Genomic DNA, 13368 nt, shown 5'->3' with positions numbered 1-13368 from the left:
GGGGCTTTTTGTTGTATGATATAGGCATTATTTAAAAAGAGGAATTGTCATGGAAATTTTTAACCAATCACCAGCGGTCACCATTGAGCAGGTTTTGGCTAATCGAGACCGACGAGTTAAATTGCAAGCCAGCCTTTTAACGGACGAATATCCTACTGTCATTGCAATTAAATTAAATATTCCGGGCCCTGTCAAAAACGGGCCAACTATTCGTCAATATTTTGAAGAAGTTAATCGTCAATTTGAGACGGGTTTAAAAGCGCAAGGTTGGCCTTATAAATTATCCTTAATGGATTTGGAATCCGTGACGGGTCCCGAAAGTTTTTATCAATTACAAGCGGACCCTAGGTCTGTCAAAAAATTAACAAGGCAGTTTGAAGAGAGTTCAGCGGACCACCGGCTCTTAGATATGGACGTTATATATCAAGACGGGGCACAGCCGCGGTCAATCTCACGAGCAGATTTAAATTTACCAGCGCGAACCTGTTTGATTTGTGGTCGCTTAGCTAAAGATTGTGGCCGGTCACGTCGTCATACGGTAGCTGAACTTCAACAGAAAGTGGCTGAATTAATTGAAGGAGCCCTCCAGTGACAATTAAATTACGTGATGGTAAGCAGTTGAATGTTCGCCGATCAGGGAATGGCATCCCACTAGTCATGATTCATGGGTTTGGGGGTTATCAACAGATCTGGACGGATCAATGGCCATTGATTGACCGATTATCCTTAATGGGGATTAGCTATGATCTTCGGGACCATGGGGCTTCCAGTCGGGATCCGCACTTAACCAAGATTAGAACGCTCATTGATGATTTAGCAGAACTTTTACAAGCTTACCAGTTAGATCGGCCAATTTTGATGGGGCATTCAATGGGGGCTAGTATCATTTACGGTCTAATGCAGCTTTATCCCGAGATTGATCTACGCGGGGTGATTGCGATTGATCAATCACCGAAGATGATTAGTAGTCCGACTTGGTCATATGGATATTGTGGCGCCACCCGAGCCAATTACCGTCTGTTACTGCAAACAAGGGGAAACATTTCCGAAACCTATCAGGGACTGGACTCAAAGGTCTTAAATCAATTAGCAATCGCCAAGGATCAATTTCCCTTTGATCGGCGTGAGCATCTGTCTTTACTCTATGATCATGCTCGCCAGGATTGGCGAGTCGGATTGGTGACGACCACCACCCCAACCCTTTTAGTTACTGGTCAATACAGTCCTTATTTTAACGGGGATTTTGCGGAAACATTAAAAACGAAAAATGCAAGCTTGCAACATGTGATAGTTAGACAAAGTGGTCATTGTCCGATGGCTGAGCAGCCAGCAATCTTTAATGAAGTTATTTCGAATTTCCTGCAAAGCTTAGATTGAAATGGAGGCTTGATTAGCTTTATAATAACGAAGATATTAAGCCCTAAGTAAGGAGGGATGGCAGATGAATAGTCGGGATTTAAAATATTTCATTGAATTAGTTGAATTAAGAAATTATACCCAAGTTGCAAAGGCTTTTAAGGTCTCCCAACCAACGATTACCCAAGCCGTCCAACGCCTGGAAAAAGAATTCCAAACCAAATTAGTTAATTCTGAACGGAATCATCGTGATGATATGATCACTCGGAGTGGGATTTTGTTGTACGAAAATGCGAAGGTGATGCTGGGCCAATTATCGACGACCCATCAAGAAATTGAACGGTCTAAGCACCGGCAAATTCAAATTGGGGTTCCACCGATTATTGGAAAAATGGTAATTTCGCAAGTGGTTGAGAAATTACAGCCGCAATTACTAAAGCGGTTAAAAATTATCTCAATGGGATCGCACGAATTATTAACTGAAGTCACCAAAGGTCATTTAGATTTAGCCTTGATTGCTTCTACGGAGCCCTTACACGTTTCACAAATTACAGCTAATCCTTTAGCCGCCTTACCCTTTAAATTAATTGTTAGTGAACATCATCCCCTAGCCCAATACGACCAGCTTTCCTTTGCCCAGTTAGGTCAGGAACGGTTTATTAATTTTGATCAACAATATATTCATCAGCTGGCTTTTCAGACTTATTGTGACTATACGGGGGTAAAGCCATCGATTGCGGTCTATCGCATTCCTGATATTTCCTGGGTCAAAGAACTGGTGCGGCAAAATTACGGAATCAGTTTAATGGTTGAACAAGCGGTCCGAAATGAACCAGGGATTAAGGTGATTGAACTGACAGATGAAGTCCCAATCAAATTTTATATTTCGTTAGTGATTCGCCAAAGTTATGTGATGAGTCCGGAAGAACAGGGAATTGTTGAAGATTTTAAATCCATTGATTTTAGTTAAGGGGGAAACGACGGGCATGACTGCAACAGAAAATCAAACCGAAGAATATCGCCAACATATGGAGATGCCATGGGAACAGTTCGTACAAAGTAATGATGATGTTCCGGCCAAAAAGGCCGCATTAATTGAGCGGACCGTGACGGTAGGCCGCATTGGGTTAATGATCTTAGCCTGTGGGACCGGATCATGGCGGGTCCGGGACGCCATGAATATTGTCGCGCGTTCCTTAGGCTTAACCTGTACGGCCGATATTGGTTTAATGACGATTGAATACACTTGTGTGGAAGGGGCTCACAGTTATACACAAGTTTTATCCTTACCATCGTCAGGCGTGAATATGACGAGGTTAAATCGGTTAGAAGGTTTAGTAAAAGAAATTGAATTATCTAATCGCCAATGGACTGTGCCCGAGATTCATGATCGTCTCTCACAAATTGAAAAGGAAAAAAGCTCTTATACCGCCATTCATCAGGGATTGGCGGCTGGTTTGGCCTGTGCCGCCTTCGTATTTTTGTTAGGCGGGGGACCGATTGAAATGTTGTGCTCTTTTATTGGGGCCGGCATTGGTAATTTTGTCCGACGACAATTGATTGCACGGAAGATGATGCTCTTAGTTTGCGTTTCAATTGCAGTGGCGGTGGCTTGTCTGTGTTATGCCGGAGCCTTTTATTTGATACACGCTCTCTTTCAAGTTAGTGGCCGCCATGAGGCTGGCTATATTGGGGCCATGCTATTCATTATTCCAGGATTTCCATTTATTACTAGTGGCTTGGATATGTCGAAATTAGATATGCGCTCTGGATTGGAGCGCTTATCCTATGCCATTTTGATTATCTTGGTGGGGACCTTAGTAGGGTGGCTAATGGCTGTTATCGTTGGCTTAAAACCCGAAAATTTTATCGCCATCACGATGTCACCAGCTCTCTTAATGATCTTGCGGTTGATTTGTAGTTTCTTTGGGGTGTTTGGCTTTTCTATTATGTTCAATAGTTCGGTGCGGATGGCCAGTGTAGCAGGCTTGATCGGGGCCATTGCGAATACTTTGCGCTTAACCCTTGTTGACCATCAAATTCTGGCGGGAGCAGCGGCCTTTTTAGGCGCGTTAATGGCGGGGTTACTTGCATCAATTATTCGGCGGCGGGTCGGTTATCCCCGGATTTCAATTACAATCCCGTCAATTGTTATTATGGTACCGGGATTATATCTATACCGAGCGGTTTATAATTTTGGCATGATGAATGTCGGCACCAGTGCGGAATGGATGATGAAGGCAATTCAAGTGATGGTCTTTTTACCGCTGGGCTTAACGGCGGCGCGGGTACTGACGGATCCCAAATGGCGCCACACTAATTAAGGAAAGCTTAAATTTTATGCAAGCAAGATTGTGTTAGGATTAAATAAGAATAAATACTTGCATGAAAGAAGGATGTTGGTCGATGAAACTAAAAAAACAAGTGTTAACCAAGCCACGACACCGTTCACCCAAGGCCAACATGGTAGAATTAGGAATTCAATTGTCGGGAATTAAGCGTCAGTTCGAAGATCCCTCAAAATTCGCCGTGTATCTTAACCAACAAGCCACTAAGGTCAAGAAACCATTTGCCTTTCCGAAGGGAACCCATTTTCATGTTAATTATGAAATTAAGGCTTTTGAGGGCCTTTCCTATATTGTTCTAAATCAACAATTACGACCCGCAAAACGGCTAGTTTACTTTTGCGGTGGTGAGTATGCGGAACGACCGACTAAGGATCATTGGAACTTTTTAGATCAACTTGCCCAGGTGACCAAGGCCCAAATCTATGCGCCAATTGTCCCCACCATTGCTCAAGGTGGGGCGCCAGTAGCCTATCCTTGGGTCAGAAAATTTTATGAGCATTTATTAGATCTTGATCGGCATGTCCCTACCATGATGCTGGGCGATTCAGCTGGTGGTGGTCTTGCAGCTGGGTTCGTGAGTACCTTAATTGATCAAAATTTATTGTTACCGGATCAATTGGTCTTGATCTCACCTTGGCTAGATTTGAGTTTAGCCAACTCAGCAATTTCTGATTATGAAAAATCGGATGTTTACTTATCGGTTGCCGGTCTACAACGCATCGGTCAACGCTGGCAAGGCGAGTGGGAGCAAAATGATCCCCGCTTAAGTCCAGTCGAAGCTGATTGGACGCCGGAGGTTCCAGTTCAAATTTTTGTTGGTAATAAGGAGATTATGTATCCAGATTGCTTGCGATTTGCAGAAAAATTACGTCAACAACATGTTTCAGTAGATTTGCAGATTGGGCAACAGATGTTTCATGATTACCCGATTTACCCGACCCCAGAAGGTCAACATGTGATTAAAGAAATTGCAGACTTTATCGGATAGGAGGATCTGATGGCAAAAGAAGTAGCCGTAATTTTTGCGGATGGTTGTGAAGAAGTCGAAGGTTTAACGGTCGTAGATGTTCTACGGCGATTAGAAATTCCGACAAAGATGGTCGGTTTAACTGATCGTCAGGTCATGGGGGCGCACCAAATTGCCTTAACTTGTGATGCGGTAGTTTCTGATGACTTGTTGACAGCGGATGTAGTCGCCTTTCCTGGTGGTCGCGGAGGTGCAGAAAGACTCCGTGATCATGAAGCGTTAAAATCTATCATGGTGCAACGGCAAAATGATGGAAAATGGAATGCAGCTATGTGTGCGGCGCCAATTGCCTTTGCACGCTATGGATTATTTAAAGATGCTGATTTCACTTGTTTTCCTGGTTTTGATCAAGTGATCTTGTCAGAGGAACCGAGTGCTCGTTTCCACGAAGATATAACGGTCGTCGACGATCAACGGCATTTAATCACTAGTCGGGGACCAGCTACGGCAATGGCCTTTGCCTATGAAATAGCAGAACAACTTGGGGTTGATACTCAAGAGTTGCAACATGCGATGCTGTATGATTATTTACAAGCTGAATTTCAGCAAAAGTAATGGTTGTCTTTAAGTTAGATTTTAGATAACCTTAAATTAGCCAAAGAGGCTGGTGAAGAGTTTTCACCAGCCTCTTGTTAGTAAGGAGTCGAACATAATGGAAAATACCTGGGTTTATCGGGGCACGGAACCAATTAAAATCAAGCAGTATTTGCATTCCTTGGGAATGGGCCATCGCTTATTTAATGATATTAAGAATGGTCAAGGGGAATTTTTAGTTGATCATCGATCAGTGCGCCCAACAACCAAAATTTTACCTAATCAACCCCTAACCATTAAAGTTCAACCAGAACCGATTGATCCGACGGTGCAAGTTAGCGCAGCTGACTTATCAGTAGTGTATGAGGACGATAACTGGTTAGTTGTTAATAAACCGGCGGGTGTCTCATCAGTGCCTGGACCGACACAACCAACTGACACCATCTTAAATCGAGTAACTGGTTATTTAAGGCAGGGGCAGTCGCCTGATCAACGCCCCCATCTAGTGACCCGCCTGGATCGATATACGAGTGGGTTAATGTTGATCGCCAAACATAATGTAGCCACTAGTATGATCTCACCGCAAGTCCAGACTCATCAAATGTTAAAAGAGTATTTGGCGGTGGTGCAGGGGAGATTACCGGAGCCCCATCAATTGATCACCAGTCCGATCGCGCGGGTTGCTGGACAAGCCCAACGAGTGGTTGACCCCGATGGGCAAAAGGCTGAAACGGAATATTGGGTTGAAGAGACTAAAGGTGACTATTCATTAGTTAGATTGCAACTACATAGTGGTCGGACCCACCAGATCCGGGTTCATTTGAATTCGATTGGGTATCCGATTGTTGGGGATGCTTTATATGGTGGTGATTGTTCAATCGTCGATCATCAATTACTACAGGCCTTTCGTTTGGCCTTTGTCGATCCCTTTAGCGAAGAGCAACGGTCGTTCGAATTGCCAATGGACGAGCGCTTTAATCAGATCTGGTCGGATTAAACAAGAAGCTGGGAAAAAAGCAATCAGGCGTCCCATAGGGCTAACCTAGAACGAATGTTGGTATGAAACGGACCGACGTGAGTTCGTAGTTAGACTCGTGGGGCGCGCTTTTTGAACGTAATTATTAGTGTGATCAAAAGCAATAAGGGTGAGAAGAAATGTTAATTAGCATTTCTTCTCACCCTCTTTTTAATCTAAGTTAATTTATTAAGCATCCATGGGTTGACCGTTAACGTCTTGATGATCACCCTTCAAAATGAATAAAGCGAAGATTAAGGCTAAAAAGACAATTACGGAAATCACTAGGAAAGTCGACCGGTAGCCTATTTCATCGTGGAGTGAACCCAAGGGGGTTGAAAAAATGATTTGCCCCACCTGACCAGCGATTTGGCTGACAACCATATACATGGTGGCCGAAAGACGTGTGTCAAAGTGCAAGGTAATGTAACGAAAGATAGCTAAGGCAAAAATCGCGGTTTCCGGCGCGTGCAGGAGCTTGATGCAGGAGATGCCCAGCGGATTCGTGACTAGTCCACACGCACCAATTCGGATAAACATGACGGTGATACCGATTAAAACGGTGCGCCGGACACCGATCTTTTTCATCAACCAAGGTACCCAAGCCATCATAATGGCCTCTAAGAAAACTTCAATGGAATTTAAAATTCCATAAGCAGTGTCGCCAACAGCTTGGGTCTTGAAGAATTGGGTGAAAAATTCGGGAAACATTTGTTGATCAAAAACAGTATAAAAGGATCCACTTAAGATAATCAGAATTACCAATTTCCAAAGATCAGCCAATTTAAAGACGTGAAGAATTTCTTTAAAAGTTGGTTTGTCTGCTTCTTTAACTTCTTCGGCTTTATCTTCATATTGATTAATGATAGTTGGATTTTTCGTTCGTCCTAAGGTTAACAAGAGCAAAGTTAAGCAACTCACGACGCTAGACAACCAGAAAACAATATAGGGACTAATGGTGAACAGGTAACCCGCGCATAAAGCAGCGACGGCGTAACCAAAGGATCCCCATGATCGAGCCTGACCATATTCGAATCCATAGCGCCGACTCATCCGTTCGGCTAATGCTTCAAAAGTTGGTGAGGCGGCTAGAAAGGCTAAAGATAAATAAAAGGATCCTGCGATTGCCCCTAATATGAAGTTGCTTTTCAGCATGGGGGCATAGATCCAGGTGAAGAAAGGTCCTAACAGCATTTCTAAAATAGTGATAACAATTAATAATTTGCGCTTCAGGCCTAATTTATCTTGGATGGAGCCATAGATAAACATTAAAACCAGAGTAATGGCTGAATCAAAAGTATAAATTGTCCCCACTTGAGCCCCAGAGAAACCCAATCTAGTCGTCAACCAAATTTGGAAGAACGACCACCAGATTCCCCAAGCGGTGAAGAAGAAAAGTAGGCTAAGCGATGCTTGAATATAAAAAGGATTCTTAAAGACACTTTGTGAATGTTTCATAATCGGATACCTCTAGTCGGGAATGCCGAGTTGATAAGCAGCCAGTTGAGCCTTGGTTGGCTCTCGGGCGGATAAAATAACACTAGGCGCTTCGTCGATATAATAGCGTTCAGTAAAACAAGCTTCGCCATCATTAATAAAGATTTCTACGGAACTAGTATCAATGATGATCTGAAGATGATGAGTTGGTTGTGGAGTGATGGTGACATAACGTTTTCCACCGTGATGAGGTCGATCTAAATTGAATTCATTTTGCTCAGGATCAAAAGTTAAAGACATGATGACCTGATCTTGATTCCGAAAGCGCCATTGGTAATTTTGAGGATGCTCTAAAGTTAGGTCTAATTCAGCATGTTGGGCATCGTTATAAGCAATGGTTACCGGATGATTTAGTTGGATTGTTTCAGAGACGATGGTCTGTTGACGCAATTGCGCTAGTTCGGCTACGGGGATCATTCCTAAGTGATGGTTTTTAATCACGTATTCACGGGGAACGGTCAGACAGCCACACCAACCATCGGCTTGTTCTGGATATGGATCGTCAAAAGAACTCATCCATCCATACATCATTTGGCGACCATCGGGAGCTAAAAAGGATTGGGGCGCATAAAAATTATGACCATGATCAATTTCATAAAGCGAACCGCGATTAAGCGCATGATGGGAATAATCTAAGTTACCCATTACAGAAGCAACCTGATTGAGATTTAAGAAATCATGACCCTGAGCAGCAATCCCCATCGGTGAAAAGACTAGGGTATCTTGGCCATTCAGGTGGAATAGATCAGGGCATTCCCACATAAAGCCTTCTGAATCGATCGACTGAGCGATGGTAATTGGTCCTAGTAATTGCCAGTTAAATAGGTCTGCGGATTGATATAAAAGCACGCGGCCAGTTCGACTTGGTTGAGCTTGACTACCAACAATTAAATAATATTGGCCATCATGAGCCCAAACCTTAGGATCGCGAAAATCTTGACCATTATCATCAGGGGCCTCAATGACCGGATTTCCCGCATATTTAGTAAAGTGAATCCCATCATCGCTATAAGCGACATTTTGGTTTTCCCAGAAGTGATCTTGATCGCCATCATCGTAATAATGGTGACCAGTGTAAATTAGATAGAGGCGATTATCTTTAACGATGGCCGAACCGGAAAAGCAACCGCCGGTGTCTTCAGGATCACCGGGGGTCAGGGCCATTGGTAAATCTTCCCAATGCAGTAAATCTTGACTCCGGGCATGTCCCCAATGCATCGGTCCCCATTCGGCGGAATAGGGATGATATTGATAGAAGACATGATAATAACCTTGGAAGTAACAGAGTCCATTAGGGTCGTTAAGCCAGCCACCAGGAGTTTGCAAATGGTAGTGTTGACGATAACGAGCATTGGTGACAGTGATCGGTTCTTTAGCTTTTACAAGTGACATAAGATGCCTCCTTTCGTTTTGTAAACGTTTACAATTTGGATTATAGAAAGCAATTTAAACTTGTCAATGTATATTAGCCGTAAAAAAAGTCCCAGCTCTTTCGAACTAGGACCTAAGATGATGACTTATTGTTGTGTCATTTGTTGTAATTGATCGGTGCTAAGCACTAACCAGTCAGTGTTGACATAGAAGTGATAGTTAATGGATTTGGTCTCGTTATCAGTACCCAGAATGCCAAACATCCATTGACTAAGTTTGTTTGCATAACGATACTTGATCGTCGTGACTTTGACTTGCGGCTTGGTCGAAGTGATCGAAACCTTTGTGGTGACGTTAGTATCAGCCTTAGTGTGTTGAATTTTAGTTTTGGTCGTCGTCTTATAAACGTAGATTTTTTCCCTCCCATTCCCTAAAGAACGGTAGGCGAGTAACTTGGCACGCGGACTTAGGGAGGATAACTGTTGGGTGCTGACACTGGACTGAGTGGTCATGCCCAAATGATAGTTATCATGTAATACGAAGGCGGTCACATTGGCGATCAAAAAGATTAAACAAATCATTCCATAAGCGATATGGTGGCGCATGGTTTGCTTAACTGCGGTGAACCAATAAAAGCCCAGCGCCCAAATAATGGTAAAAATAATAATCATTAATCGTGCACCTCCGGTTTAATTTGATCAAGGTTGAGATCGCGAGTCCGGTTACCTGATTTCAAGAAACAGGCCATGACGGCAGCGACCAGGGCAAATAGGGTCGCAGTGGCAAAAGCAGCATGGAACCCATTAATGGTTGCGTTAATATACTGGTGCCGATAAAGTAATGGCGTATTCACTAAAACACTATGGGCCGGCTTGGTGAGGTTGGTAATGTTCGTTAAAACTGTCGTCATGATCGCGGTCCCAATCGAACTCAGGGCCTGCCGGAAGGTGTTATTGACCGCGGTCCCATGCGACATGTCGGTTAGTGGCAAGACGTTCATCCCCGAGGTCGTGACGGGCATAAAGACCATCGTGACTCCGAACATCCGAATGGCATAAAAAATAATAATGGAGATAACCGGCGTCTTATTGGTTAAGGTCAGGAAAGGAATTGTTCCTACTAACAAAAGGGTTAAGCCGGTTAGAGCCAAATACCGTGCCCCAAAACGATCAAATAACCGTCCCGTTACTGGGGACATGATTCCCATCATTAGGGCTCCCGGTAACAGCATTAAACCAGAATGAAAGGCGGTTTCCCCGCGAACATTTTGGATATATAAAGGTAATAACATTTCTACCCCGATCATGGCGAGGTTAGCGACACTAGAGATGACAGAAGCTAACGCAAATTCGGGGTATTTAAAAACTGAGATCTTCAGGAAAGGATCCTCAAGCTTGAACTGTCTTCTGACAAAGAGGACAATAAAAATCAGCCCGACGATAATAAAACTAAGCACTAAAGAATCAGTCCAACCCCGGCTTGAGGCATCCGAAACCCCGTAAAGGAGAGCACCAAAGCCGACCGTTGAGGTGATTACTGACCAAACATCCAATGGTTGTTGGTGAGTTTTAAGGACTGGCCGCATTAAAAAGAAGGCGAGGGCGATGACGATAATGACGGGAATAATCATAAAACCAAACAAATCCCGCCAACTTAAGTTATCAACCACCAGCCCTGATAAGGTTGGCCCGATAGCTGGTGCTAGTCCCGTTGCCATCCCGACGATTCCCATGGCAGCTCCCCGTTTGTTAGGCGGGAAAATCGAAAGCATGATGGTTTGTTGCAAGGGCATAGAAACCCCGACCCCAATTGATTGAATGATCCGACCTAATAATAGGGTTTGGAAATTAGGTGATACAAATGCGGTGATGGTTCCCAAGAGGAAACATGATTCCGCCACAATGTACATCACGCGAGAATTTAACTTGTTGATTAACCAAGCCGAAACGGGGATCATAATCCCGTTGACCAGCATGAAACTGGTGGTTAACCATTGTACTGTTGAAGTCGAAATATCAAAAGTACGCATGATCGCAGGGTAAGCAGTTGCTAAAAAGGTCCCCGTAAGAAAATTACAAAAGGTCCCAATCGTCAAAACGATGACGAGAAGGGTCCGATTGTAGGAATGACCGTTAATATCTGTCTGCATTTAAACGCCTTCTTTCTAAAAAGTTGATTGAAATTTAACCTTTCTATTCTAGTCCTTTTGTTCATTGATAGTAAAGCATTTGGATCGAATTAAATCAGAAAATTGTGTTCATAAAACTACTCATTCCAGAGCCTTTATGATAAGATTAAACATAGTTTAGTCTGTACGAATAAATAATGATTACATTCCACTTTGCGATCATGTAATTGATGAAAACTGAATACTTAAAGGAAAGAAAGGTTATTATGCGTAAACTAAAAATTAATAATAATGAAGTTGCCTTCTTTGCAGTTGGTGGATTAGGCGAAATTGGGAAGAACATGTATGCGGTTCAGTTCCAAGATGAGATCGTCATCATTGACTGTGGGGTTTTGTTCCCTGAAGATGATTTACTAGGGGTCGACTATGTTATTCAAAACTATGACTACCTAGTTGAAAATAAGGACAAGATTAAAGGGATTTTTATTACTCACGGTCATGAAGATCATATTGGGGGCTTGCCCTTCTTCTTGCAAAAGGTGAAGGCACCGATATACTCAGGTCCTTTTGCCATTTCGTTAATTAAAGGGAAGCTGGAAGAAAAGCATTTACTCCGTGAAACAGAATTTCATGAAGTTGATGAATTTTCCGAAGTTCACTTTAAAAAACTTTGGGTTAGTTTCTTTCGGACCACCCACTCAATTCCTGATACCTTGGGGATTGCTGTTCATACTCCTCAAGGGACGATTGTTCAAACGGGGGACTTCAAGTTTGACTTAACACCGGTCGGAAATTTGCCGGCTCCGAATATGCAACAAATGGCTAAGTTAGGTGAAGAAGGGGTGCTGCTGCTGACTTCTGATAGTACCAACGCCGAACGACCAGAATTTACCAAGTCCGAACGGTGGGTTGACATTCACGTGCGGAAAGTCTTTCAACGGATTAAGGGGCGGATCATTTTTGCTTCCTTTGCTTCTAACGTTTATCGACTTCGGGAAGCTAGTGATGAAGCCATTCGACAAGGACGGAAGATCGCTGTCGTTGGTCGTAGTATGGAAAATGCCATCGTGGCCGGTCGGGAATTAGGATATCTAAAGATTCCTGATGATGCCTTAATCGATCCCTCAGAGCTAAATTCATATCCACCGGAACAGGTGATGATAATGTGTACGGGATCGCAAGGGGAACCAATGGCGGCCTTAAGTCGGATTGCCAATGGCACGCATCGACAAATTGCGATTCAACCAGGTGATACCGTAGTCTTCTCCAGTAGCCCAATTCCAGGGAATACCACGAGTGTGAACAATTTAATTAACCGTTTGGAAGAAGCCGGCGCCAATGTTGTTCACGGCTATGTGAACAACATCCATACGTCAGGACATGGTGGTCAAGTGGACGAAGAGATTATGTTACGCTTGATGAAACCGAAATACTTCGCTCCTGTCCACGGTGAATACCGAATGCAAAAGATTCATACTGAGTTAGCCCAATTAACGGGGGTACCAAAGCAAAATACCTTTATTTTAGAAAATGGGGATGTTTTAGCTTTAACAAATGACTCGGCGCGGATTGCTGATCATATTGAATCGATGGGCAATGTCTATATTGATGGTCGTGACGTTAACGATTCCGTTGGGGATCCAGAAATTCGGGAACGACGGATGCTATCGGAAGAAGGGGTTGTGACCGCTATTGCGGTAGTTGATCTCAAAGACTTCCAAATTGTGGCAGGCCCCGATATTGTATCGCGTGGCTTTGTTTACATGCATGAGTCACAAGACTTGATTCGAGCAGCTAATCATGAAGTCTTCTGGGCAATTCTAAACACCTTTAAGAATCATAAAAATATTGATCGGCGGATCTTAAACCGGACAATCGTCAGTCGGCTACAAAAACTTTTGTATGACCGGACGGGACGGCATCCTGTTATTATTCCAATGGTCACAATCATTAATGGTGATAGTGGGAAGAGTAAACACCACAAAAAAGGCCATTCGAAAAAACAGGAAGATAAATCAAAAGCTGAAACTTCGGTGACAGCTGAATAATATAAAAGAGCGTTATCTAGCAAAGTTCTGGTTCTACACTTTTT

At 43.3% G+C, this 13368-nt stretch carries 12 protein-coding genes; 8 read left to right on the top strand and 4 right to left on the bottom strand.

Annotated features, from left to right (window positions below; translation table 11 throughout):
- The first annotated feature begins 49 nt into the window (after positions 1–49).
- The 7 genes from citX to PS3_RS06810 all read left to right on the top strand — a co-directional run bounded on the left by citX (position 50) and on the right by PS3_RS06810 (position 6262).
- Positions 50–592 carry a citrate lyase holo-[acyl-carrier protein] synthase gene (gene citX, locus PS3_RS06840; protein ID WP_007122470.1) on the top strand — a complete coding sequence of 181 codons (543 nt, stop codon included), beginning with the start codon at positions 50–52 and terminating at the stop codon, positions 590–592.
- The gene (locus PS3_RS06835) at positions 589–1377 is read left to right on the top strand and encodes an alpha/beta fold hydrolase (RefSeq protein WP_007122469.1); all 789 of its coding nucleotides are present in this window, start codon (positions 589–591) and stop codon (positions 1375–1377) included. Before citX ends, PS3_RS06835 begins: the two co-directional genes overlap by 4 nt.
- Positions 1378–1441: 64 nt before the next feature.
- On the top strand, positions 1442–2326 hold the full coding sequence (locus PS3_RS06830; protein ID WP_007122468.1) for a LysR family transcriptional regulator: 885 nt from the start codon (positions 1442–1444) through the stop codon (positions 2324–2326).
- A gap of 16 nt (positions 2327–2342) precedes the next feature.
- The gene (locus PS3_RS06825) at positions 2343–3680 is read left to right on the top strand and encodes a threonine/serine exporter family protein (RefSeq protein ID WP_007122467.1); all 1338 of its coding nucleotides are present in this window, start codon (positions 2343–2345) and stop codon (positions 3678–3680) included.
- An 82-nt stretch (positions 3681–3762) separates the two neighbouring features.
- On the top strand, positions 3763–4692 hold the full coding sequence (locus PS3_RS06820) for an alpha/beta hydrolase (RefSeq protein ID WP_007122466.1): 930 nt from the start codon (positions 3763–3765) through the stop codon (positions 4690–4692).
- A 9-nt stretch (positions 4693–4701) separates the two neighbouring features.
- Positions 4702–5286 carry a DJ-1 family glyoxalase III gene (locus tag PS3_RS06815; RefSeq protein WP_007122465.1) on the top strand — a complete coding sequence of 195 codons (585 nt, stop codon included), beginning with the start codon at positions 4702–4704 and terminating at the stop codon, positions 5284–5286.
- Between the two features lie 97 nt (positions 5287–5383).
- On the top strand, positions 5384–6262 hold the full coding sequence (locus PS3_RS06810; protein WP_007122464.1) for an RluA family pseudouridine synthase: 879 nt from the start codon (positions 5384–5386) through the stop codon (positions 6260–6262).
- 207 nt (positions 6263–6469) lie between these two features.
- On the opposite strand, the gene PS3_RS06805 is transcribed toward PS3_RS06810, so the two are convergent.
- The 4 genes from PS3_RS06805 to PS3_RS06790 form a co-directional block, all read right to left on the bottom strand.
- Positions 6470–7738 (bottom strand): oligosaccharide MFS transporter, encoded by a 1269-nt coding sequence (locus tag PS3_RS06805; RefSeq protein ID WP_040468512.1) that lies wholly within the window; start codon positions 7736–7738, stop codon positions 6470–6472.
- Between the two features lie 12 nt (positions 7739–7750).
- Complete coding sequence (locus PS3_RS06800; protein WP_007122463.1) at positions 7751–9169, bottom strand: glycoside hydrolase family 32 protein; 1419 nt, start codon at positions 9167–9169, stop codon at positions 7751–7753.
- Positions 9170–9294: 125 nt separating this feature from the next.
- Entirely contained in the window at positions 9295–9819 is a 525-nt protein-coding gene (locus PS3_RS09925; RefSeq protein ID WP_007122462.1) for a DUF4811 domain-containing protein, read from the bottom strand.
- On the bottom strand, positions 9819–11297 hold the full coding sequence (locus PS3_RS06790) for a DHA2 family efflux MFS transporter permease subunit (RefSeq protein WP_007122461.1): 1479 nt from the start codon (positions 11295–11297) through the stop codon (positions 9819–9821). The genes PS3_RS09925 and PS3_RS06790 overlap by 1 nt, the downstream gene beginning before the upstream one ends.
- Positions 11298–11542: 245 nt before the next feature.
- On the opposite strand from PS3_RS06790, the gene rnjA reads away from it, so the two are divergent.
- Positions 11543–13324, top strand: coding sequence for a ribonuclease J1 (rnjA, locus tag PS3_RS06785; protein WP_007122460.1), 1782 nt, complete (start codon positions 11543–11545; stop codon positions 13322–13324).
- Positions 13325–13368 lie beyond the last annotated feature (44 nt).

The sequence above is a fragment of the Limosilactobacillus gastricus PS3 genome (assembly GCF_000247775.1).
Taxonomy (GTDB): Bacteria; Bacillota; Bacilli; order Lactobacillales; family Lactobacillaceae; genus Limosilactobacillus; species Limosilactobacillus gastricus_A.
This window is presented reverse-complemented; position numbering and strand designations above follow the sequence as displayed.

Bases quoted from the DNA above. Each gene is read 5' to 3' on its own strand.
- citX (WP_007122470.1), top strand. From the start codon at position 50: ATGGAAATTTTTAACCAATCACCAGCGGTCACCATTGAGCAGGTTTTG.
- PS3_RS06830 (WP_007122468.1), top strand. From the start codon at position 1,442: ATGAATAGTCGGGATTTAAAATATTTCATTGAATTAGTTGAATTAAGA.
- PS3_RS06825 (WP_007122467.1), top strand. From the start codon at position 2,343: ATGACTGCAACAGAAAATCAAACCGAAGAATATCGCCAACATATGGAG.
- PS3_RS06820 (WP_007122466.1), top strand. From the start codon at position 3,763: ATGAAACTAAAAAAACAAGTGTTAACCAAGCCACGACACCGTTCACCC.
- PS3_RS06815 (WP_007122465.1), top strand. From the start codon at position 4,702: ATGGCAAAAGAAGTAGCCGTAATTTTTGCGGATGGTTGTGAAGAAGTC.
- PS3_RS06810 (WP_007122464.1), top strand. From the start codon at position 5,384: ATGGAAAATACCTGGGTTTATCGGGGCACGGAACCAATTAAAATCAAG.
- PS3_RS06805 (WP_040468512.1), bottom strand. From the start codon at position 7,738: ATGAAACATTCACAAAGTGTCTTTAAGAATCCTTTTTATATTCAAGCA.
- PS3_RS06800 (WP_007122463.1), bottom strand. From the start codon at position 9,169: ATGTCACTTGTAAAAGCTAAAGAACCGATCACTGTCACCAATGCTCGT.
- PS3_RS09925 (WP_007122462.1), bottom strand. From the start codon at position 9,819: ATGATTATTATTTTTACCATTATTTGGGCGCTGGGCTTTTATTGGTTC.
- PS3_RS06790 (WP_007122461.1), bottom strand. From the start codon at position 11,297: ATGCAGACAGATATTAACGGTCATTCCTACAATCGGACCCTTCTCGTC.
- rnjA (WP_007122460.1), top strand. From the start codon at position 11,543: ATGCGTAAACTAAAAATTAATAATAATGAAGTTGCCTTCTTTGCAGTT.